The organism is Comamonas squillarum, from assembly GCF_025309455.1.
GTDB classification, from domain to species: Bacteria; Pseudomonadota; Gammaproteobacteria; order Burkholderiales; family Burkholderiaceae_C; genus Comamonas; species Comamonas squillarum.
Genome location: NZ_CP104377.1, coordinates 4,266,027 through 4,288,328 on the forward strand (window position 1 = coordinate 4,266,027; position 22,302 = coordinate 4,288,328).

Sequence of the window (22,302 nt, forward strand, 5' to 3'; positions counted from 1 at the left end):
TTCGGGCCCAGAAGCGGGATAATGTGTACCTGCAGGTAATGGTGCCTGGGCACCATCAGAGAAATGCGGCGGAGTGACCGCCACCAGAAGTTGGACTGACAATGGCTGAATCTTTTTCCTATGAACAACTGATCGCCTCCGGTGAGGGCAAGTTGTTTACCCCTGAAAGTGGCCGTTTGCCACTGCCGCCGATGCTGATGTTTGACCGCATCACCGAAATCGACGAAAACGGCGGCTCGCACGGGCTGGGAAAAATTGTCGCTGAGCTCGATGTCAACCCCGATCTGTGGTTCTTCAAGTGCCACTTCCAGGGTGATCCCGTGATGCCCGGCTGCCTGGGGCTGGACGCCATGTGGCAACTGATCGGTTTTTACCTGACCTGGCTGCGCCTGCCAGGACGCGGGCGCGCCCTGGGTGCCGGTGAGGTCAAGTTCACCGGCGAAGTCGGCCCCGACGTGAAGCTGGTAACCTACGAAATCGACATCAAGCGCGTGATCAAGCGCAAACTGAACATGGCCATTGGCGATGCGCGACTGCTCGCTGACGGCAAGGAAATCTATGTCGCCAATGACCTGCGTGTGGGGTTGTTCCTGCGCGAGGGCGATGGCAAGGAAAACGCAGCATGAAGCGTCGGGTGGTTATTACAGGGGCCGGTATCGTCTCCTGTATCGGTGTGGGGCTGGAAGCCGTGGAGACTTCGCTGCGCGAAGGCCGCTCCGGCATCGCCCATATGCCGGTGTTCAAGGAAATGGGCCTGCGCAGCCAGGTCGCTGGCATTCCGCGCATCAATGTCGAAGAGTTCATTGATCGCAAGCAACTGCGCTTCATGGGAGATGCTGCCGCTTACGCGCAGATCTCGCTGCAGCAAGCGATTGCCCAGGCAGGCCTGTCACCCGAACAAATCAGCCACCCGCGTACCGGATTGATCATGGGCTCGGGCGGCGGCTCGCCGGCCAACCAGATCGAGGCGGCCGACACCCTGCGTGAAAAAGGCATTCGCCGCGTGGGACCCTACCAGGTCACGCGCTGCATGGGCTCGACCGTGTCGGCCAACCTGGCGACCAACTTCAAGATCAAGGGCATCAACTACTCGATCACCTCGGCCTGCTCGACCTCGGCGCACTGCGTGGGCGCGGCCGCCCAGCAGATCTCCTGGGGCATGCAGGATGTGATGTTTGCCGGCGGCGGCGAAGAACTGTCCTGGGGTCTGGCCATCTTGTTCGATGGCATGGGCGCGATGTCCAGCAAATACAACGACGACCCGACCAAGGCCTCGCGCCCCTATGACACGGACCGCGATGGTTTTGTCATTGCCGGCGGCGGCGGCGCGCTGGTGCTCGAGAGCCTGGAGCATGCCCAGGCGCGCGGCGCCACCATCCTGGGCGAGATCGTCGGTTTTGGCATCTCGTCGGACGGTGAAGACATGGTCGCGCCTTCGGGCGAAGGCGCGGTGGCCGCGATGTCCCAGGCTATCGAAGGCCTGGACGCACCGATCGACTACATCAACACCCATGGCACCTCCACCCCGGTGGGCGATGTGCCCGAGCTGCATGCGATCCGCAAGGTGTTTGGCGACCGCATTCCGCCGTTCTCGTCGACCAAGTCGCTGACCGGCCACTCGCAAGGCGCGACCGGCGTGCAGGAAGCGATCTACAGCCTCATCATGCTGATGAAGGGCTTCATCGCCGGCTCGGCCAATGTGGACCATCCCGATCCTGCGGTGGGCGATATGCCGCTGGTCACCAAGGCGCGCGTGGCGGAGTTGAAGCAGGTGCTGTCCAACAGCTTTGGCTTTGGCGGCACCAATGCCTGCCTGGTGCTCAAGCGCTGGGAAGCGGCTTGATCGCCACCACCCTCCACTCCCACTGACAAAGCGCCTTCGGGCGCTTTTCTTTTGCTCTCGTAACCGCAGCAGGAGTGCTATCAAAATGAGACCGCTGTTGCAGTGCAGGCGCGGCGCCAACGCGCGCTGTTGCGGGCTGGCAGCCATGCGTGCCTGCCCTTGCCGCTGGCGCGCTCGGCTATCGCCACCCATGGGGCGGCTGAAAGCACTAAAATCAAATGTTTTTGACCGCTTTGCTGGTGCAGACAGGCAGCAAGGCATGCATGCAGTCCGATCTTGTCGCTGCGCGCCCACTTCGCGGGCCGCCAGCAGCAGGCTGCGTCCACCACCAGACTCTCCATGTTGAATTTCCAACAAATCATTTTGAAGCTGCAGCAGTACTGGGCCGACCAGGGCTGCGCGCTATTGCAACCTTATGACATGGAGGTGGGTGCAGGTACCTCGCACACCGCCACCTTCCTGCGCGCCATCGGCCCCGAGCCCTGGAAAGCGGCCTATGTGCAGCCCAGCCGCCGCCCCAAGGATGGCCGCTATGGCGAGAACCCCAACCGCCTGCAGCACTACTACCAGTTCCAGGTGGTGCTCAAGCCCGCGCCTGCCAACATTCTCGATCTGTACCTGGGCTCGCTCGAAGCGCTGGGTTTTGACCTGAAGAAAAACGACATCCGCTTTGTCGAAGACGACTGGGAAAACCCGACCCTGGGCGCCTGGGGCCTGGGCTGGGAAGTCTGGCTCAACGGCATGGAAGTGACACAGTTCACCTATTTCCAGCAAGTGGGCGGCATCGACTGCAAGCCCGCGACCGGCGAGATCACCTACGGCCTGGAGCGCCTGGCGATGTACCTGCAAGGCGTGGACAACGTCTACAACCTGCAGTGGACCGATGGCCTGACCTATGGCGATGTCTACCACCAAAACGAGGTCGAGCAGTCCACCTACAACTTCGAGCATTCCGATGCGGAGTTCCTGTTCCAGGCCTTTGGCGCCCATGAAAAGCAGGCCAAGCTCCTGATGGAGCAGCAGCTGGCCTTGCCCGCCTATGAGCAAGTGCTCAAGGCCGGCCACACCTTCAACCTGCTCGATGCGCGTGGCGCGATCAGCGTGACCGAGCGGGCGGCCTACATCGGCCGCATCCGCAACCTCGCGCGCGCCGTGGCGCAGAGCTACTACGACAGCCGCGAGCGCCTGGGCTTTCCGATGGCTCCGCGCGAGTGGGTCGCGCAGATCCCCCCGAAGGCTGCCGCCTAAACACCCCCGCCGCGCTGCCCATGCCCACGATCTTCACGCATGTCGCCGTACCGGTCGCCGCAGCGCTGGCGCTGGGCAGCCGCCGTGTGCCGCCCAGCATGCTGCTGGTGGGCGCGCTGGCCGCGATTGCGCCTGATTTCGACGGCATTCCCTACCAGTTCGGCAGCGCCGGCAGCGGCATCTGGGCCCACCGTGGCATCACCCACACGGCCTTGTTTGCACTGCTGATGGGCCTGCTGGGCCTATGGCTGGCGCGCTGGTGGAAGGTGCCGCGCCTGGCCGGCTTTGCCTGGGTGTTTTTCTGCACCTTGTCGCACCCCTTGCTGGACATGATGACCAGCGGCGGCAGCGGCATTGCCCTGCTGTGGCCTTTGAGCTCCGAACGTTTTTTCAGCCCTTGGCGACCGATTGCCGTCTCGCCCATTGCTGCAGACCGCTTTTTCTCGCAGCGCGGTGTGCAGGTCCTGGTCAGTGAACTCTACAACGTATGGTTCCCGCTGCTGACCCTGGGCCTGTCCATCTTCGCGCTGCGCCATACCCGGAAATCCTGATGACTTCCTCTCCCAATCTTCTGGTTGAACTGTTTGTTGAAGAGCTGCCTCCCAAGGCGCTCAAAAAGCTGGGCGATGCCTTTGCCCAGGTGCTGCTGCAGCAACTGCGCGCGCAGGGCCTGGCCGGTGACGGCTCGCAGCTGACGGCCTATGCCTCGCCGCGCCGCCTGGCCGCGCTGATCACCGACGTGCTGCCGCGCGCCGCTGACAAGCAGGTGTCGCAAAAGCTGATGCCCGTGGCAGTCGGCCTGTCGGCCGATGGCCAGCCAACGCCGGCCCTGCTCAAGAAGCTGGCCGCGCTGGGCGCCGATGCCTCGGTGGTGCCGCAGCTCAAGCGGGCCCAGGACGGCAAGGCCGAAGCGCTGTTCTACGACAGCACGGCCGCTGGCGTCAGCCTGGCCGAAGGCCTGCAAAAGGCGCTGACCGAGAGCATCGCCAAGCTGCCCATCCCCAAGGTCATGACCTACCAGCTCGAAGGCAACTGCGAATTGCCCGGCTGGAGCAGCGTGCAGTTTGTGCGCCCGGCGCATGGCCTGGTGGCCCTGCACGGCACCGAGGTGCTGCTGTCGATCGAAGCGCTGGGTCTGAAGGCCGGCAACACCACGCACGGCCACCGCTTTGAAGCGCTGGTCGATCCGCTGGTGATCACTGATGCCGACAGCTACGCCAAGACCCTGGCCGAGCAGGGCGCGGTGATTGCCAGCTTTGACGAGCGCAAGGCCGAGATCGTGCGCCAGCTGCAGGCAGCGGCCGAGCGCGTGGGCGGCGGCGTCAAGCCGATCGACGACGAAGCACTGCTCGATGAAGTGACTGCGCTGGTCGAGCGCCCCCATGTGCTGGTCTGCGCGTTCGAGAAGGAATTCCTGGGTGTGCCGCAGGAGTGCCTGATCCTGACGATGAAGGCCAACCAGAAGTACTTCCCGCTGCTCGCTGCCGATGGCGCGCTGACCAACCAGTTCCTGGTGGTGAGCAACATCAGCCCCGCTGACGCATCGGCCGTGACTGGTGGCAATGAGCGCGTGGTGCGCCCGCGCCTGGCCGATGCCAAGTTCTTCTTTGACCAGGACCGCAAGAAGACCCTGGCCTCGCGCGTCGAGGCGCTGGACAAGGTGGTCTACCACAACAAGCTGGGCACCCAGGGTGAGCGCGTGCAGCGCGTGCGTGCCATTGCCAAGAGCATTGCGCAGCAGTTGGGCGCCACCCAACTGGGCAAGCAGGTGGACCAGGCCGCCCAGCTGGCCAAGACCGACCTGATCACCGACATGGTGGGTGAGTTCCCAGAACTGCAGGGCACGATGGGCCGCTACTACGCGCTCAACGACCAGCTCGATGCCGCAGTGGCCGATGCGATCGAAGACCACTATAAGCCGCGCTTTGCCGGCGATGTGCTGCCACGCGGCGAGGTGGGCGTGATCGTCGCGCTGGCCGACAAGCTCGAAACCCTGGTGGGCATGTTCGGCATCGGCAACCTGCCCACCGGCGACCGCGACCCGTTTGCGCTGCGCCGCCATGCGCTGGGCGTCATCCGCATGCTGGTCGAAAAGGACCTGCCGCTGGACCTGGACACCTTGCTGGTCAGCACCTTGCCCGCCTTTGGCGACAAGATCGAAGACGCGAGCGCAGCGCTGTCCGACTTCATCTATGACCGCCTGGCCGGCAGCCTGCGTGAGCAAGGCTTTGGCGCCCAGGAAGTGGAGGCCGTGCTGGCCTACCGCCCCCAGCGCCTGGCCGATGTGCAAAAGCGCCTGGAAGCGGTGCGTGCCTTTGCCGCGCTGCCCGAGGCACCGGCGCTGGCCGCTGCCAACAAGCGCGTGGGCAATATCCTGAAGAAGGCCGATGGCCCGGTACGCGCCCGCGTGGACGAAGCCCTGCTGCAAGAACAGGCCGAGAAGGACCTGTTTGCCGCGCTGCAGACCGTCGCACCCAAGGCTGATGCCCAGTTTGCCGAAGGCGATTACACCGCCAGCCTGCAGACCCTGGCGGCGTTGCGCACGCCGGTCGATGCCTTCTTTGAGCATGTGATGGTCAATGCCGAACACCCGGCGCTCAAGGCCAACCGCCTGGGCCTGCTGGCGACCCTGCATGAGGCGATGAACCGCATCGCCGATCTGTCGCGCCTGGTCGCTGCCTGATAAGCTGGATGGGCGCGCAGCCATCGTGCATGGCTGCCGCCCGCCAGGGCCGCGTGCCCCAGCCTGTCTTCGGAGGGAGCCTGTGATGAAACTTGCGATTCTCGAGCGTGACGGTATTGTTGGCCAGCCGGTGCTGGGCCAGCTGAGCGGCCACCAGGACTGGCAGAGCATGCCCGATGCGGCGATCAGCATCGCCCGGCTCAACCTGTCTGGCTGGCATGTGGTGCTGGTGGCCAACCAGCCCGGTCTGGGCCGGGGTCTCTACGACTGCGCCGCACTCAATGACTACCACCGCCAGATGTACAAGGAGCTGGCCACCGTCGGCGCCAAGGTCGATGCGGTGTTCTTCTGTCCCCATCCGCCCGATGACCACTGCGACTGCCTGGATGCCCAGGCCACGCTGCTGCGCCAGATCCTGGACCGCTTCAACATGGAAGCGGGCAAGGTCGCGGTGATCGCCCGCAGCGCCAGCTTGCTGCAGGCCGCCGCCAGCCTGGGCGCACGCCTGCACTGGGTCTCCGTGCCCGGTGGGCCGGATGCCGAGACGGCGCTGTGCCCCTCCGAAGAGGCGCAGCAACACGCCAGCATGGTCCAGTGCATCGAGCACTTGCTGCAGACCATCGCGAATCGGCCGCCGCAGGGCTGAGAAGCGACGTGCTCTGCCCCATGAAAAGCCCTGCCATTTAAAACGGCAGGGCTTTTGCTTGGGCGATATCGCAGCGCTCAGCCGCCTCCATCAAGCACGCATCGCACGCGACTGGCTGTGCACCGCTTCGACCAGCGCGGCCACATGCTCGGGCGGTGTGAACTGGCTGATGCCATGGCCCAGGTTGAAGATATGCGTGGGGCCGGGGCGGCTGGTGTCGGTATGGGGCGTGCCAAAGCTCTCGAGCACATGGCGCACCTGCTCGGCAATGCGCTCGGGCGGGGCAAACAGCACATTGGGGTCGATATTGCCTTGCAGCGCCTTGCCCGGGCCGCCGACTTCGCCGCCGATGATGGCACGGGCCTTGCCGAGGTTGGCGGTCCAATCGAGGCCCAGCACCTCGCAGTCGAGATCGCGCATCTCGGGCAGCCAGATGCCGCCACCCTTGGTGAACACGATGCGGGGCACATCGGTACCGTCCACGCCGGTGCGCTTGAGCTGGCTGAGCACGCGCCTGGTGTAGGCCAGGCTGAACTGCTGGAAGGCGCCATCGGCCAGCACACCGCCCCAGCTGTCAAAAATCATCACGGCCTGCGCGCCGGCATCGATCTGGGCGTTGAGGTAGGCGGCCACGCTGTCGGCATTCACCTCCAGGATGCGGTGCATCAGATCGGGGCGGCTGTACATCAGCGACTTGACCTGGCGGTAGTCATCGCTGCCCTTGCCTTCGACCATGTAGCAGGCGAGGGTCCAGGGGCTGCCGGAAAAACCGATCAGCGGCACACGGCCACCCAGCGCACGGCGGATGCTGGTCACCGCATCGAACACATAGCGCAGCTTGTCCATGTCGGGCACGGCCAGCGCCTTCACGGCGGCCTCGTCGCGCACCACCTGGGCAAAGCGCGGGCCTTCGCCTTCGGCAAACGACAGGCCCAGGCCCATCGCATCGGGCACCGTCAGGATGTCGCTAAAGAGGATCGCAGCATCGAGCGCAAAGCGCTCGAGCGGCTGCAAGGTCACCTCGGTGGCGTAGTCCACATTCGTTGCCAGCCCCATGAAGCTGCCGGCGCGCGCGCGCGTGGCCTTGTACTCGGGCAGGTAGCGCCCGGCTTGGCGCATCAGCCACAGCGGGGTGTAGTCGGTGGCCTGGCGGCGGCAGGCGCGCAAGAAGGTGTCGTTGCTCAGCGGTGCAAATGTCGTGCTCATGGGCAGGGATTGTCGCGCAGTTGCCGATGCCTGGGCAGCGATGCCGGTTTGCCCGGGTAGGGTATGGAGCAAAGTCCGCGCAGATCGCCCCCCGGCGGTGGCTCAGCCCAGGTGGTTTTGGCGGTGGCCGGACTGGCGCGGCGGAAAGGCCGCATCGCTGGCCTCGTCCTGCGCGGACCGGTTGGCCTGCTGTTGCAGCTGGTGCAGGCTCTGGTCCAATTGCGCCAGCGCATCGGCATCGAGCGCGGCCACCAGGTCGGTGTTGATGCGCCGCACCTGGGGCAGCAGCGCATCATGCAGGCGCTGGCCGGCAGGGCTCAGTTGCAGCGCTGCGCGGCGCCGGTTGCCTGTCTCAGTGGATTTGTGCAGCAGGCCCTTGGCCTGCATCGAGGCGATCGCGCGCGAGATGCGGGCCCGGTCAAGCTCGAGCAGATCGGCCAGTTGCGAAGGCTGCAGACCGGGCTGGCGCGCAAGCCACATCAGCACGCCCCATTCGCGCCGGGTGATGCCGTAGTGGCGCTCGCACAACCGCGTCACCAGCCGGCCCGCCGACGCAGTGAGCTTGGCCAGGCGGTAGAGCAGCAGGTCGCTGGGCTGCTGCGGATCGGCAAGGGGGTTGGGCGGCACTGCGGGTAAATCCGGGCGATGGTTGATTAGAACAATTGTGCCCTGGTTTTCTACAGTGCAGGCATGCTGCGCGGGCGCATGTGCGGAGGCTGAAAAAGCTTATGCCTTTGGGCTAGATCAAACGCGGCAACATAGAGGGCATCGGCCGTCCATGCGGCCTTGTTCATAAGCATCGGAGACTCTCCCCATGGTTCAACGTCGTCATTTTCTCGGCCAGTCCGCAGCCATGGCTGCCTCGGTGCTGGCCACCTCCTCGTCGCTGTGGGCCTTGCCCGCGCAGGCCCAGGACGGGGTGCTGCGCATCATCGTGGGCTACCCGCCCGGTGGCGCGACGGACCGCGTTGCGCGCATCGTGGCCGACAAGCTGCAGGCCAGCCTGGGCAGCACCGTGATTGTGGACAACAAGGTGGGCGCCGGCGGCCGCGTGGCTGCGCAGTTTGTGAAGAATGCGCCGGCCAACCAGCCGGTGCTGATGCTGGCCAACCCCGCCGTCATGGTGGTGGCGCCGCTGGTGGTGAGCAATCTGGGCTATGACGCCGAGCAGGATTTTGTGCCGGTCAGCGAGGTTAACCGCTATGTGTTTGGCGTGGCGGTGTCCAGCGCCGTGCCGGTCAGGGAAATGCAGCACCTGCTCGCCTGGCTCAAGGCCAACCCGGCCAAGGCCAATATCGGCGTGCCTGCCACTGGCAGCCTGCCGCACTTCTTTGCGCTGATGCTTGGCCAGCAAGCCGGCGTCGAAGCCGAGGCGGTGGGCTACAAGGGCTCGGCCCCGCTGCTCACCGATCTGATGGGCGGCCAGGTGCCGGTCGCCGTTGATACGCTCGACACGCTGGTGCAGCAGCACCAGGCGGGCAAGCTGCGCCTGCTGGCCGTCAGTGGCGATGCCCGCAACGCCGCCGTGCCCGATGTGCCGACCTTGAAGGAGGCCGGCGTGAACCTGTCTGCCGCTGGCTGGAACACCTTCTTTGCGCCCAAGTCCATGCCCGCCGCGCAGGTGCAGCGCTACGCTGCCGCCATCCACAAGCTGATGCAGGACCCGGATGTGCACAAACAGTTTGCGACCAACTACCTGGACCCGGTGGCCAGCACCGCCGAGCAGACCGCCAAGGCGCTGCAGGCCTACAAAAAGCAGTGGGTCCCAGTGATCCAGGCCTCGGGCTACAAGCCCTGATCTGTTGCCCCTTGACATGCCAGACGCAGGCCGCGCGCCCACCGGGTGCCGGCCCGCCATGACTGTGAGTGAGACCCCGTGTTGAAACGACCGAACATCATCTTTATCGTGGCCGATGACCTGGGCTACGCCGATCTGGGCTGCTATGGCGGCCGCAACGCCCGATTTGGCGCCGTGTCGCCGCATATCGATGCGCTCGCTGCCGGGGGCCTCAAGCTCACGCAAGGCTATTCCAACTCGCCGGTCTGCTCGCCCACGCGCTTTGCGCTGATGACGGCGCGCTACCAGTACCGCCTGCGCGGCGCGGCCGAGGAGCCGATCCGCACCGCCACGCGCGGCAACCCTGACCTGGGCCTGCCGCCCAGCCACCCGACCTTGCCATCGCTGCTGCGAGAAGCAGGCTACCGCACCGCCTTGATGGGCAAGTGGCACCTGGGCTACCCGCCGCATTTCAGCCCGCTCCAATCGGGCTATGAGGAGTTCTTTGGGCCCATGTCGGGCGGCGTGGATTACTTCAGCCACTGCGGTGCCAATGGCCAGCATGACCTCTGGTTTGGCGAGGCCGAGCGCGCGCAGCCGGGCTACCTGACCGACCTGATCAGCGACTATGCGGTGGACTATATCGACCGCATGGCAGCCGGTGCGCAGCAGGACACACCCTTCTTTTTGAGCGTGCACTACACCGCCCCGCACTGGCCCTGGGAGACCCGGGACGACGAGGCATTGTCGCGCGAGCTGGTGGAGAACAAGCAGGCCATCTACCACCTGCATGGCGGCAATATCGAGAGCTACCAGCGCATGATTCACCACATGGACGAAGGCATTGGCCGCCTGGTGGAGCGCCTGCAAGCGCATGGGCTGGCAGACGACACGCTGATCGTGTTCACCAGCGACAACGGCGGCGAGCGCTTCTCGGACAACTGGCCGCTGGTGGGCGGCAAGATGGACCTGACCGAGGGCGGCATCCGCGTGCCCTGGGTGGCCCATTGGCCACGCGTCATCGCCCCTGCGGGCGAGAGCCGCCAGACCTGCATGACGATGGATTGGAGCGCCACGATGCTGGACATTGGCGGGGCCCAGCCCGCTGCCGGCTACCCCTGGGATGGGCAGTCGCTGCTGCCGCTGCTGCAGGACCCGGCCTGGCACCAGGATCAGCCCCTGTTCTGGCGCATGAACCACCGGGGCCAGCGCGCGATGCGCGATGGCGACTGGAAATACCTGCGGGTCGATGGCGTGGACTATTTGTTCAACCTGCACGCCGATGAGCGCGAGCGCGCCAACCTGGCCAGCGTGCTGCCCGAGCGCCTGCAAGCGATGGTGGCCGCCTGGGAAGCCTGGAACGCCAGCATGCCGCCGATACCGGGCGATGCGACGGTGAGCCTGTGCTACACCGACGCCGACATGCCCCAGCGCTGAGGGATTCACAAAGCCCTTGAGAGGCCGTTGCGGCGCCTGGTCGTACTTTTGTACTGCCTGCGGCGCGGCGCCTGGTCTCCTCCGCAAACCTGCGGTTTGCTGGACCTTGAGAGCCCCTCACTTCAACTTGTCATGGGCGGCCCGCTTGGGGCCCCGTGTCTTCTTCATCGTCCTCAGGAATCGCGGCCACACTGATGCCGCCGAGCAAGGCCATCACCAGGGCAAACAGGTAGACGGCGTTGCTGATACCCAGGCTCAGGCTGTAGCCCCAGGCGATGACCGAGCACCAGATGCTGTCCTTGTACTGCGCGGCGCACCCCGATTGGGCGGGCATGTGCACATACCAGACGACGGCCACGGCGGCAAAGGCCAGCGCGACGACGACACCCAGCGCATTGCGGTGGTGGCGCAGCATCGCGATCAAGGACAGCGGCACCAGCGCACCCCAGACAAACATCATCAGCCAGCTGGCCATGGGCGCCTGGGCGAGCCAGCCAGACAGCGCGGGCCAGTGCAGCTGGGTCTGGATCAGCTGCAGTCCGTCGCGCACCAGCGGCAGGGCCAGCGCGGCGATGGCCACGCACAGCAGCACGATCCCCAGACACACGCGTTTGGCGCTGACATGGCGCTGGTGGGGGCTCCCGGCCTGGGTGGACGAATGCAGATCATGGGAATGGGTAATGACAGCCATCTTTGTCTCCTATAGGAGGCTGTCATTGCCGGTTGCCAGCACCGTGCAGGGTGCCAACAGCGGGCATTGCAGCCCTGTTTTGAGGAAGGACCGCAGCACTTGGCCTGTTGCACTGCGGCAGCAGAGGTGCACAGCAGACCTTGGCTGAATGGCAGCAGTCCACTGCTTAACCCTGGTTTCAATATAGCCTTATTCAGCACATAGATCTATAGGCGCAGGCCGCAGGCGGTGGGCCTCGTATATGTGAAAAACGCATGTACAAGCGCATTTATATTCCTGTTCCAACGGCGTCCAGCGGCCTAAATTGGTGGCTATCCCCATCCATTTGACCTTAGAGGCGTTTTATGACAACAACCGATATCAGCCTGCCCGATGTACTGGAGGCAGCCTGGAGAGCGGCGCAGGAGCAGGCGTTGGGCTATGCCGGCAGCGTGCCGCCGGTGGCGGCCTGGCAACTGGTGCAGCAGCAGCTGGCGGTGCTGGTCGATGTGCGCTCGGCCGAGGAGCGCCATTTTGTCGGCCATGTGCCCGGCAGCATCCATGTCCCCTGGGCGACGGGTACGGCGCTGACCCGCAACCCGCGCTTTGTGCGCGAGCTCGAAGCGCGCCTGGCCGCGCACGGCGGCAAGGACGCCGTGGCGCTGCTGCTGTGCCGCAGCGGCAAACGCTCGGTGCTGGCTGCCCAGGCGGCCGAAGCGGCGGGCTTTCGCCATGTCTTCAATGTGCAAGAGGGTTTTGAAGGCGAGCTGGATGCGCTGCAGCAGCGCGGCCATGGCGATGGCTGGCGCTACCACCAGCTGCCCTGGGTGCAGGACTGAGACCCTGACCCTCTCCATGAGCGCGCGTTGAACCCCTAAGAAGGCACCCCATGACCACCCCTTTTCCCATCCAAGAAGTGGCCGCACAGTTGGCCGAGCAGCGACGCCAGTGGCGCGAGTCCCACCAGCGCAGCCAGGAGCCCGGCGGGCGCGAGTTTCCCTCGCGCGATGCGCTGGCCCAGACCCTGGGTCTTCTCAAAGGCGTGCTGTTCCCGATGCGGCTGGGCCCGCACGATTTGCTGCAGGAGAGCGAGGACTTTTATGTCGCCCATGCGCTCGATGCCGCCTTGCACCGGCTGCAGACCCAGATTGCGCTGGAGCTGCGCTACACCCAGCGCAGCCCGGCGGGCACCGAGGAGCAGGCCCTGGCCTTGACGCGCCAGTTTGCCCTCGCCTTGCCCGGCATTCGCCGCCTGCTCGACAGCGATGTGCAGGCCGCCTATGAGGGCGACCCGGCTGCCCGCACCGTCGACGAGGTGCTGCTGTGCTACCCCGGCGTGCTGGCGCTGATCCACCACCGCATTGCGCACCAGCTCTATGCACTGCAGCTGCCGCTGCTCGCCCGCATCGTGGCCGAGCTCGCGCACAGCGAGACGGGCATCGACATCCACCCCGGCGCGCAGGTTGGCGAGGGCTTTTTCATCGACCACGGCACCGGCGTGGTGGTGGGCGAGACGGCGGTGATCGGCCGCAAGGTGCGCATCTACCAGGCCGTCACCCTGGGCGCCAAGCGCTTTGTGCAGACCGAGCAGGGCCATCTGCAAAAGGGCCAGCCGCGCCACCCGATCGTCGAGGACGGCGTGGTGATCTACGCGGGTGCGACCATTCTGGGAAGGGTCACGCTGGGCGCTGGCGCCGTCATTGGCGGCAATGTTTGGCTGACCCAGAGCGTGGCCGCCGGTGCCCATGTGACCCAAGCGTCGCTGCAGGCCGCTGCGCAGACCCTCGCACAGCACACCCGGAGCGAGCCCGCCTTGCCCGCCGAGGAGGCTGCGCTATGAATGATTTCTCCCACCATTTCGGTCTGGCCGTGCGCCGCTCGCGCGAGGCCATGGGCTGGTCGCAGGAGCAGCTGGCTGCGCAGGCCGATCTGAACCGCTCCTATGTCGGTGAGGTCGAGCGCGGCCAGGTGGCAGTGTCGCTGGCCACCATCGGCAAGCTGGCCCAGGCGCTGCAGGTGCCCCAGTCCACCTTGGTACTGCGCGGCGAGGAGCTGCACCAGCACTACCTGGTGCGCGCGCAGCACATGCGGCGCTTGGCGGCGATAGCCGGTTGAGGCGCCAGCGCCCGCCAGCGATGATTTTCCTGTTCATTCACACGCGCAACCGGAGAGAAATATGACAGCGAATGTAGGCGGCACGACCGCATTGGGCGACAGTGCTGCACGGCAGTTAGCCAACGCCACCAAGACCGTTCCCCAGCTTTCCACGATCAGCCCGCGCTGGCTGACGCATCTGCTGCAATGGGTGCCGGTCGAGGCGGGTATTTACCGCCTCAACCAAGTCAAAAACCCCGAGGACATCCGGGTGGCCTGCACCGCCAAGACGCATGAGAACCAGCTGCCGCGCACCTTTGTCGAGTACGACGCGCAGCCGCGCGAGTTCTTCCTCAACGCCGTCAGCACCGTGCTGGATGTGCACACCCGGGTCTCCGACCTCTACAGCAGCCCGCATGACCAGATCAAGGAGCAGCTGCGCCTGACCATCGAGACCATCAAGGAGAACCAGGAAAGCGAGCTGATCAACAACCCCGACTACGGCCTGCTGGCCCAGGTGGCGGAAGACCAGCGCATCTTCCCGCTGACCGGCGCGCCCACGCCCGATGACCTCGATGAGCTGCTGACCAAGGTCTGGAAAGAGCCGGCATTTTTCCTGGCCCACCCGCTCACCATTGCCGCCTTTGGCCGCGAGGCCACGCGCCGCGGCACGCCACCGCCCACGGTCAGCCTGTTTGGCTCGCAGTTCATCACCTGGCGTGGTGTGCCGCTGATCCCCTCGGACAAGGTGCCGGTGGCGGACGGCAAATCCAAGATCCTGCTGCTGCGCGTGGGTGACAAGCGCCAGGGCGTTGTTGGCCTGTTCCAGCCCGGCCTGCCCGGCGAGCAGGGCCCGGGCCTGTCGGTGCGCTTCATGGGCATCAACAACCATGCGATTGCCTCGTACCTGATCTCGCTGTACTGCTCGCTGGCGGTGCACACGCCCGATGCATTGGCTGTGCTCGATGACGTGGAGATCAACAAGTACCACGACTACCCCGATACCTACAAGTGAGCAAAGGAGCCGCCATGGTTTCCGCCGTATCCGGCCTGCCCGAGCCATCGGGCGCGCCCATCTCCACCGAGCTGCTCGCGCAGCTGGCCACCGCGCTGTTTGCCGAGCGGCCCAGCGCGCCCGGCTTGCCGCCGGGTGTGCAGGCGCCGGTGAACATTGCTCCGCCGGGCTCGCCGCTGGCCAGCCCGGCGGGCCTGGGGCCCAGCGTGCCGGGCACCCCTATCCCTGCGGGCGTGCTGCCGGGCAGCAACCTTTTGCCCGCATCGCCCACACCGGTGCTGTCGCTGGCCCACCGCGCCCCGGCCTTGCTGCCCCATGCCGCAGCCGGCAATGGGGTGCCCGATAGCGTGCTGGCCACGCTGCCCGCCTATGAGCCGCGCCTGGGCGGGTTGGTGCAAGGGGTGCCCCATGCGGCTGCACCGCAAGCCAGTGCATCCCAGGCGGTGGCAGCACCCGTTTCTGCTTCTACCCCTGGCGCTGGTTATTATTTTCTGGAGCCACCGTCAGCTGCAGCTGCACCTGCGGACAGCAGTGGTGCATCGTTGCAGGCGCTGGCCGACCAGGCCCGCCGTACTGCGCCCGATAGCCATCTGAACGGCATCGATTTGCGTGGGCCACGTGGTGCCGACGTGGCGCCTCTGGGCCACCAGGCCCACCCCGCTCCGGTGCCGGGCGCTGCGCCGCAGTACTACTTTGTGCATGCCGTGCCGCTGCCCAGTGGCTTTGTCACGCCAGCCAAGCCGCATCCGCATGCCGATGCGGCGCCTGTGGCTGCGCAGCAGGACCGCCATCCCGGTTTTGACATCCAGGCGGTGCGGTGCGACTTCCCGATCCTGGCCGAGCGCGTCAACGGCAAGCCGCTGGTCTGGCTGGACAATGCGGCCACCACGCACAAGCCGCGCCAGGTGATCGAGCGCATCAGCCATTTCTATGCGCATGAGAACTCGAACATCCATCGCGCGGCCCACACGCTGGCCGCGCGGGCGACCGATGCCTATGAGCATGCCCGTGAGGTAGTGCGGCGCTTCATCAACGCCCCCGAGGCGCGCGAGGTGGTCTTTGTGCGCGGCACCACCGAGGCCATCAACCTGGTGGCCAAGGCCTGGGGCGGGGCGAATGTGGGCGAAGGCGATGAGATCATCATCAGCCACCTGGAGCACCATGCGAACATCGTCCCCTGGCAGCAGCTGGCCGCAGCCAAGGGCGCCCGGCTGCGGGTGATACCGGTCGACGACCAGGGCCAGATCCGGCTCGATGAGTACCAGAAGCTGATCAACGACCGCACCAAGATCGTCGCCATCGGCCATGTCTCCAACGTGCTGGGCACAGTGGTGCCCGTCAAGCAGGTGGTGGAGATCGCCAAGCGCCGGGGCATCACGACCTTGATTGATGGCGCGCAGTCGATTGCGCACACCCCTGTCGATGTGCAGGAGCTGGGCGCGGATTTCTTTGTCTTCTCAGGCCACAAGATCTTTGCACCCACCGGCATTGGTGTGCTCTGGGGCCGGCGCGAGGTGCTGGAGGCCATGCCGCCCTGGCAGGGCGGCGGCAACATGATTGCCGATGTGACCTTTGAGAAAACCGTCTACCAGCCGCTGCCCAATACCTTTGAAGCGGGCACCGGCAACATCGCCGATGCGGTGGGCCTGGGCGCGGCGCTCGAATATGTGGAGCGCATCGGCATCGCGCAGATCAGCCGCTACGAGCATGCGCTGGTGGACTATGGCATGGCGCAGCTGGCCCGCGTCCCGGGGCTGCGCCTGATCGGCACCGTGCCGGGCAAGGCCAGCGTGCTGGCATTTACGCTGGAGGGCTACAGCACCGACGAGGTGGGCCAGGCGCTCAACGCCGAAGGCATTGCCGTGCGCACCGGCCACCATTGCGCGCAGCCCATCCTGCGCCGCTTTGGGGTCGAGACCGCCGTGCGGCCCTCGCTGGCCTTCTACAACACCTTTGACGAGGTCGACCAGCTGGTGCGCGAGGTGCGCAAGCTGGCGGCGCAGCGGCGCTGATCGGCAGCTTGTTCTGCGTTGCAGAAACGAAAAGCGCCGGGCACAACCGGCGCTTTTCTCATTGGGAGAGGTCTTAAAGCTGTGTGATCGCGTCCACCACTTCCTTGACGCTCAGCACCTCGGACAGGATCTGCGGCGCCTTGCCCGGTGCATACAGCACATAGACCGGCACGCCGCTGCGGCCCAGCTGATTGAGCGCCTGCGTGATGGCAGGGTCCTGGCGGGTCCAGTCGGCGCGCAGCAAGCTCACCTGTTTGCCTTCGAAGGCGGCGAGCACCTGGCTGTCGCTCAGGGTAGTGCGCTTGTTGTACTGGCAGGTGACGCACCAGGCGGCGGTGAAATCGACAAACACCGGCTTGCCGGTGGCACTGATCTCGCCCACCTTCTGCGCCGACCAGGGCTGCCACAGCGCGCCGCTGGCCTGTTGGCCGGGCGCAGGGGCAGGCGTGGTCAGGTTGTGGCCCATGGCGGTGGCCAGGTAGAGGCCACCGGCCAGCGACAGCACCGCAAAGCCCCAGCGCGCGCGCCCTTGCAGGCCCAGCGCCCAGACGAGCGCGGCCAGCAGCACCAGCATCGCCAGCAAGGTGGCTGCGCCATCGATACCGCTTTGCTGGCCCAGCACCCAGACCAGCCAGACCACGGTGGCAAACATCGGAAAGGCCATCGCACGGCGGAAGGTGTCCATCCAGGCGCCCGGGCGCGGCAGCCAGCGCACCACCGCAGGGATCCAGCTGGCCAGCAGATAGGGGGTGGCCATGCCCAGGCCCAGCGCGGCAAACACCAGCAGGGCCTCGGCGGCCGGCAGGCTCACGGCCAGGCCCATCGACGCGCCCATGAACGGGGCGGTGCAGGGCGAGGCAATGGCCACGGCCAGCACGCCGCTCAAAAAGGCATTGCTGATCGGGCTCTTGGCCTGCTTGCCCGCCAAGCTGCTGGGTACAAAGCTGCCAAACTCGAACATGCCCGCCAGGTTGAGGCCGATCACGGTGAAGAGCGCCGCCAGCGCCGCAATGACCAGCGGCGACTGCAGCTGGAAACCCCAGCCCAGCTGCTGGCCGGCCGAGCGCAGCGCCAGCAGCAGCGCGCCCAGGGCCAGGAACGACAGCACCACGCCCGCGGTATAGGCCAGGCCGGCATGGCGCTGCTCGCGCAGCTGGCTGCCGTGCGCGGTAAAGCCCAGCACCTTAAACGCGAGGATCGGGAACACGCAGGGCATCAGGTTCAGGATCAGGCCGCCGATGAGCGCGCCCAGCAGCGCCAGCCACAGGCTGCCCGAAGAGGCCGGCGCGGCGGGGGCGGATGCCTGGGCATTCTTGGCCAGCGCAGCGGCCAGCTCTGGTGAGACCTGGGCCACGGCAGCGGCCTGCCATTGGCCGCTGAGGGGCGCCACGGTACGCCAGCCGATGGCGCCATCGACGGCGCGGTGCTGGTCGGTGGTCAGCACCAGCGGAATGTCTTGCGGCGTCTGGCCCCGGTTGGCCGACAGCGGCACCACGGCCGTCCAGTCCGCGCCTTGCCATTGCTGGTGGAAATCCTTGCCGGCCTGCATCGCATGGTGCAAGGTGTCGGGGCTCTCGCTGAGTACCTGCAGGCTCTGGCCCTGCAGAGCAGCGGGCAGGCCGGAGACGCGCAGCTGCAGCGTCTCGCCATCGACCGTGGCCTGGCTGCTGCCTTGCAGTGCGACCGGCGCCTGGGCATGGGCTTTTGCAAAGCTATCCGCCAGCAGCGCGGTGCTGCTCTTGGTCGGGATGGTCAGGCTGAACTGGCCTTCTTCAGGAATGCACTCGACGCGGCAGATCAGCCAGTTCGCGTGCAGGCGCACCGTCACATCGCGCGCATCGGCCGAGAAATGGCTGGGGATCTGCACGGTAACGGGCAGCAGCACCTGGCCTTCATAGCCGTAGTTGACGAGGGTACCGACCCGAATCGGGTGGGGCGTGGGCCAGGCGATTTCGCCGGCATCCCAGCCCGGCGGCAGCTGCCATTGCAACTGCGTGGGCAGGCCCGAGTCGCCGGGATTGGTCCAGTAGGTATGCCAGTCGGGCTGGTGGTCCAGCAGCAGGCCCAGTTCAATGCTTTTGCCCGGCTCGATGCCCTGCGGCGCCAGTGCCACCAGCTCTGCGCGCACACGCGGCGTGGTCACCACGCTGCTCGACGCGGGGCCGGAGGCCGTGTCCATCGCGGGAGCGCTGGCGCCGCTGCCGATCTGGAGCTTGATCTGGGCCTGGGCATGCAGCGCCGTGCCGCTCAGCACGAGGGCCAGCAGTGTAAAAAAAAGCGCTCCTATCGAGCGGCGCAGGAAAGCATGGGGCATATCGCGTGGTACCTGTTTGTCTGGCGGTGAGAGGACAGATACGTGGAGAGGTTCCCGCATCATAGAACCTGAGCGGCTTGCTCGCTGGTAGCGGCCTGGAAGCCGCTGGGTGCCAGCACCGCAGCCCCAACGCACAGACGCAAAAAAGGCCACTGCATCGCAGTGGCCTGTTCCCAAGGGGCGGTGAGTGTGTGCGCCGTCCCGTGGATGCCCTACCGGCTCAGTGGCTGCCGGCAAGGGGGAAAAGCTTATTCGCCTTCCAGGATCGAGCCGTTGGCCAGCGCTTGGCGGGCAGCCTGGGTCACTTCGGCGCGGCTCAGTTGGCCCTTGCCCAGTTCGTAGGCGTTCACGGTCGACTGGTTGCCTTGGGCAATCATCGTGTTGGTCTTGCGGGCTTCAGCCAGCTGGGCTTGCACATCGGCGCGGCTCACGGCGCTGGTCGCAGCCGCTTGGGGGGTGATGGCTTGGTCGCCTTCAAAAGGATTGGCTTGGGCAACGGAAGCACCCAGGGCGAGAGTAGCGGCGATAGCGAAAATACGTGCGTTCATTTTTCTTTCCTTTGGGATTGCGTTCGGCCTGGTGGTCGACTCGCGTCGTCTTTTGCGGTATCGGCCAACTTGTTTGCTGGCCATACCGCTTTTGTTTAACGATGGAATGAAGTTTATATTGGTATCTATCTTCGATAAATAGCCAAAAATCAAACTGATTGTTCCGAAATCAATGTGAATTAGCTTGGAACTTTTACAAATATGTGACAGCTAACCCTGGTGTTAACCCTAGATTAGGGTATTTACCAGGGGTATAAATTGGCTATGTTTTTTTGAGATAAAGTAGAGAAAAACTATTATAAAAATCTATCAAGAGCGCCTTGGGCATGAGCGGCCAGGTGGGCGCCACCCAGGGGGGCGGTGATGCCCTGCCGTGCGGATGCCTTGACTCCGTTGCAGTGCTGATATCGGCACTAATGGCCGGCTCGTTAGGCCGTCAGTTGCTGGCGCCGTGGCAAGGCCCGCGCGGGCCCTGGCCAAGACGCCTGGGAGACAGGCGGGAGCCCCTGCTGGGCAGCAGCCCGTCCACGCTGTGCAACCATGCCGCGATAGCGCCTGCGAATGGTGGCATTGCTGGCAAGTATTAGACAGCCCGCGCGGTGCTGCCCACAATGGGCCGACAACAATAGGACAGCCACAGGAGACATTGCATGGACATGATTGCGCGCCGCCATTTCCTCACCACCCTCGCCGCCGCTGCGGGCGCCGCCAGCGTGCCCCAGTGGGCCCAGGCGCAAGCGGCCTATCCCAACAAGCCCGTGCGCGTGATTGTGCCGTTTGCCGCAGGCGGCACCACCGATGTGGTGGCCCGGCTGGTGATGCAGAAGATGGGCGAGCTGATGAAGGCCTCCTTTGTCATCGACAACCGGGGCGGCGCCAACGGCATGATCGGCACCGGCGAAGTGGCCCGCGCCCAGGCCGATGGATACACCTTGCTGTTCAATACCGCGGGTGCCCAGACGCTGAGCCCGGTGATCTACAAGGCGCCCTATGAGGCGGCCGCCAGCTTTGCGCCGGTGGCCAAGGTCTGCTCGGTGGGCTTCATCATCATTGCCCGCAAGGATTTGCCCGCCAACACGCTGCAAGAGCTGATCGCGCTGGCGCAAAACAAGGACAAGCCGCTGACGGCCTCGTCGGGCAGCGCCATCATTAACCTGATCACCGAGCAGTTCAAGCAGGTGATCAAGGCGCCGCAGATCATCAATGCGCAGTACAAGGGCACCAGTCCGCAGATGCAGGCCGTCGTCTCCGGCGAGGTGGATTTCTCGTTCGACTCCTTTGCTGCCGTGGAGATGATCAAGGCCGGCAAGGTCAAGGCCTTGGCCGTGGTGCTGCCCCAGCGCGCCGCGTCCTTCCCCGATGTGCCGACCTTGGTCGAGCTGGGCATCAAGGACATGGAGTTCAGCTCCTGGGCCGGCTTGCTCGCGCCCAAGGGTACCCCCAAGGAGATCGTCGCGGCCCTGTCGCAGAACATCGACAAGGTCATGCAGATGCCCGATGTGCTGGCCAAGCTCAAGCAGTACGACTACATCCCGGTAAAGACCAGCCCCGAGAGCTTTGCGCAGGAGATCCAGGCCGAGACCGACCGCTGGAAGCAGGTGGTCAAGACGACCGGCTTCAAGATCGAATAAACACAGTGGCGTTAGCGCCAGTGCGCAGGGGTGCTCTGTAGCAGCGCCCACAAAAAAACCACCGGCGCAACCCCGGTGGTTTTGCTTTTGGAGGGTGCTGCTCTTACTGCTTGCGGGCCGCAATCGCTTTCTCGGCGGCGGTCACCAGGTCGGCGCCCACTTGCTGCTTCCATTTGTCATACACCGGGCGGGTGGCTTTCACAAAGGCTTCGCGCTCGGCAGCGCTGAGCTCAGTGACGGTGACGCCATTGGCGCTCAGCTCCTTGACCAGCGGCTTGCCCGCCTCGATCATGCCTTTGCGGGCAATGGCGATCTCTTCCTGGCCGGCTTCGATGGCGGCCTGGCGTACGATGTCCTGGTCGGCCTTGCTCCAGCTCGCCCAGATGTCTTTGTTCACGACAAAGATCAGCGGGTCGTTGATGTAGCCCCACAGGGTCAGGTACTTCTGGCCCACAGTGTTGAGCTTGGCCGCCTGGTAGACAGCCACCGGGTTTTCCTGGCCGTCGACGGCGCCGCTGGCCATCGCCGGCTGCGCATCGGCCCAGCTCATCTGCGTGGGGTTGGCGCCTAGCGCGCTGAAGGTGTCGACAAACAGCGGCGAGCCGACCACGCGGATCTTGAGGCCCTTCATGTCGGCAGGGGTCTTGATCGCATGCTTGGAGTTGGAGATTTCGCGGTAGCCGTTCTCGCCCCAGGCCAGTGGCACCACGCCAGCTTTTTCCAGGCGGGCAAACAGGCGCTTGCCGGGTTCGCCCTGGGTCAGCGCGTCGGCCGCTGCATAGTCGGGCATCAGAAACGGCAGCGCAAACAGGTTCAGCTCCTTGATCTGAGGCGACCAGTTCAGGGTGGAGCCAACGGCCATGTCGATCACGCCCTGGCGCAGTGCCGAGAACTCGCGCGTCTGGTCGCCCTGCACCAGCGACACCCCGGGGTAGAGCTTGATGTTGATTCGGCCCTGCGTGCGCTCGCGCACCTTGTTGGCCCAGATCTCGCCGCCCTTGCCCCAGGGGAAGGCCGTGCCCAGTACCAGCGACATGCGGTACTCGCTTTTGTAGTTGCTCTGGGCTTGCACGGCGGGCGCGGCAAAGCTCAGCGCCGCAGCAGCAGCCAAGGCAGTGGCAAGGAATTGACGGGTTTTCATGGTGTTGTCTCCGGGTGGTTCAAGGGGAAATCTTTGC

General features: G+C 65.3%; 20 protein-coding genes. 14 read left to right on the forward strand and 6 right to left on the reverse strand.

The window, feature by feature from the left end:
* Positions 1 to 101 precede the first annotated feature (101 nt).
* The 6 genes from fabA (at position 102) to N4T19_RS19490 (ending at position 6,420) form a co-directional block, all read left to right on the forward strand.
* The gene (gene fabA, locus N4T19_RS19465) at positions 102 to 626 is read left to right on the forward strand and encodes a bifunctional 3-hydroxydecanoyl-ACP dehydratase/trans-2-decenoyl-ACP isomerase (protein ID WP_116926625.1); all 525 of its coding nucleotides are present in this window, start codon (positions 102 to 104) and stop codon (positions 624 to 626) included.
* On the forward strand, positions 623 to 1,843 hold the full coding sequence (gene fabB, locus N4T19_RS19470) for a beta-ketoacyl-ACP synthase I (RefSeq protein WP_116926624.1): 1,221 nt from the start codon (positions 623 to 625) through the stop codon (positions 1,841 to 1,843). Before fabA ends, fabB begins: the two co-directional genes overlap by 4 nt.
* Before the next feature lie 339 nt (positions 1,844 to 2,182).
* Positions 2,183 to 3,091 (forward strand): glycine--tRNA ligase subunit alpha, encoded by a 909-nt coding sequence (gene glyQ, locus N4T19_RS19475; RefSeq protein WP_116926715.1) that lies wholly within the window; start codon positions 2,183 to 2,185, stop codon positions 3,089 to 3,091.
* A gap of 20 nt (positions 3,092 to 3,111) precedes the next feature.
* The gene (locus tag N4T19_RS19480) at positions 3,112 to 3,642 is read left to right on the forward strand and encodes a metal-dependent hydrolase (RefSeq protein ID WP_116926623.1); all 531 of its coding nucleotides are present in this window, start codon (positions 3,112 to 3,114) and stop codon (positions 3,640 to 3,642) included.
* Complete coding sequence (gene glyS, locus N4T19_RS19485) at positions 3,642 to 5,774, forward strand: glycine--tRNA ligase subunit beta (RefSeq protein WP_260718803.1); 2,133 nt, start codon at positions 3,642 to 3,644, stop codon at positions 5,772 to 5,774. The genes N4T19_RS19480 and glyS overlap by 1 nt, the downstream gene beginning before the upstream one ends.
* An 85-nt stretch (positions 5,775 to 5,859) precedes the next feature.
* On the forward strand, positions 5,860 to 6,420 hold the full coding sequence (locus tag N4T19_RS19490; protein ID WP_116926621.1) for a histidinol phosphate phosphatase: 561 nt from the start codon (positions 5,860 to 5,862) through the stop codon (positions 6,418 to 6,420).
* Between the two features lie 90 nt (positions 6,421 to 6,510).
* On the opposite strand, the gene hemE is transcribed toward N4T19_RS19490, so the two are convergent.
* Positions 6,511 to 7,626, reverse strand: a complete 1,116-nt coding sequence (hemE, locus tag N4T19_RS19495) for a uroporphyrinogen decarboxylase (protein ID WP_260718804.1) — start codon at positions 7,624 to 7,626, stop codon at positions 6,511 to 6,513.
* A gap of 102 nt (positions 7,627 to 7,728) precedes the next feature.
* A complete protein-coding gene (locus tag N4T19_RS19500; protein WP_260718805.1) occupies positions 7,729 to 8,253 on the reverse strand; it encodes a MarR family winged helix-turn-helix transcriptional regulator in 525 nt (174 codons plus the stop codon).
* Positions 8,254 to 8,440: 187 nt separating this feature from the next.
* Here N4T19_RS19500 and N4T19_RS19505 point away from each other — a divergent pair, with 187 nt between their 5' ends.
* Together N4T19_RS19505 and N4T19_RS19510 are read left to right on the forward strand one after the other, a co-directional pair.
* A complete protein-coding gene (locus tag N4T19_RS19505; protein WP_409935130.1) occupies positions 8,441 to 9,424 on the forward strand; it encodes a Bug family tripartite tricarboxylate transporter substrate binding protein in 984 nt (327 codons plus the stop codon).
* A 78-nt stretch (positions 9,425 to 9,502) separates the two neighbouring features.
* Positions 9,503 to 10,840 (forward strand): sulfatase family protein, encoded by a 1,338-nt coding sequence (locus tag N4T19_RS19510; protein WP_260718806.1) that lies wholly within the window; start codon positions 9,503 to 9,505, stop codon positions 10,838 to 10,840.
* A 130-nt stretch (positions 10,841 to 10,970) separates the two neighbouring features.
* Here N4T19_RS19510 and N4T19_RS19515 read toward each other — a convergent pair whose 3' ends face one another.
* On the reverse strand, positions 10,971 to 11,531 hold the full coding sequence (locus N4T19_RS19515; protein WP_260718807.1) for a hypothetical protein: 561 nt from the start codon (positions 11,529 to 11,531) through the stop codon (positions 10,971 to 10,973).
* A 344-nt stretch (positions 11,532 to 11,875) separates the two neighbouring features.
* Here N4T19_RS19515 and N4T19_RS19520 point away from each other — a divergent pair, with 344 nt between their 5' ends.
* From N4T19_RS19520 to N4T19_RS19540, 5 genes are all read left to right on the forward strand, one after another.
* Positions 11,876 to 12,349 carry a rhodanese-like domain-containing protein gene (locus N4T19_RS19520; RefSeq protein ID WP_260718808.1) on the forward strand — a complete coding sequence of 158 codons (474 nt, stop codon included), beginning with the start codon at positions 11,876 to 11,878 and terminating at the stop codon, positions 12,347 to 12,349.
* A gap of 50 nt (positions 12,350 to 12,399) precedes the next feature.
* Positions 12,400 to 13,350 (forward strand): serine O-acetyltransferase EpsC, encoded by a 951-nt coding sequence (gene epsC / locus N4T19_RS19525; protein ID WP_260718809.1) that lies wholly within the window; start codon positions 12,400 to 12,402, stop codon positions 13,348 to 13,350.
* Positions 13,347 to 13,625, forward strand: coding sequence for a helix-turn-helix domain-containing protein (locus tag N4T19_RS19530; RefSeq protein WP_021028780.1), 279 nt, complete (start codon positions 13,347 to 13,349; stop codon positions 13,623 to 13,625). The genes epsC and N4T19_RS19530 overlap by 4 nt, the downstream gene beginning before the upstream one ends.
* A gap of 61 nt (positions 13,626 to 13,686) precedes the next feature.
* Positions 13,687 to 14,619, forward strand: a complete 933-nt coding sequence (locus tag N4T19_RS19535) for a family 2A encapsulin nanocompartment shell protein (RefSeq protein ID WP_021028781.1) — start codon at positions 13,687 to 13,689, stop codon at positions 14,617 to 14,619.
* Between the two features lie 14 nt (positions 14,620 to 14,633).
* Positions 14,634 to 16,631: a family 2A encapsulin nanocompartment cargo protein cysteine desulfurase gene (locus N4T19_RS19540; RefSeq protein WP_260718810.1), complete on the forward strand. Its 1,998-nt coding sequence runs from the start codon at positions 14,634 to 14,636 to the stop codon at positions 16,629 to 16,631.
* A gap of 73 nt (positions 16,632 to 16,704) precedes the next feature.
* Here the strand turns inward: N4T19_RS19540 and N4T19_RS19545 are convergent, their stop codons facing one another.
* Complete coding sequence (locus N4T19_RS19545; RefSeq protein WP_260718811.1) at positions 16,705 to 18,945, reverse strand: protein-disulfide reductase DsbD family protein; 2,241 nt, start codon at positions 18,943 to 18,945, stop codon at positions 16,705 to 16,707.
* Positions 18,946 to 19,193: 248 nt separating this feature from the next.
* Positions 19,194 to 19,493, reverse strand: a complete 300-nt coding sequence (locus N4T19_RS19550; protein WP_116926612.1) for a hypothetical protein — start codon at positions 19,491 to 19,493, stop codon at positions 19,194 to 19,196.
* 650 nt (positions 19,494 to 20,143) lie between these two features.
* Between N4T19_RS19550 and N4T19_RS19555 the strand changes: the two genes are divergently transcribed.
* A complete protein-coding gene (locus N4T19_RS19555; RefSeq protein WP_116926611.1) occupies positions 20,144 to 21,124 on the forward strand; it encodes a Bug family tripartite tricarboxylate transporter substrate binding protein in 981 nt (326 codons plus the stop codon).
* A gap of 103 nt (positions 21,125 to 21,227) precedes the next feature.
* Here the strand turns inward: N4T19_RS19555 and N4T19_RS19560 are convergent, their stop codons facing one another.
* A complete protein-coding gene (locus N4T19_RS19560; protein WP_116926610.1) occupies positions 21,228 to 22,265 on the reverse strand; it encodes a DctP family TRAP transporter solute-binding subunit in 1,038 nt (345 codons plus the stop codon).
* Positions 22,266 to 22,302: the final 37 nt, after the last annotated feature.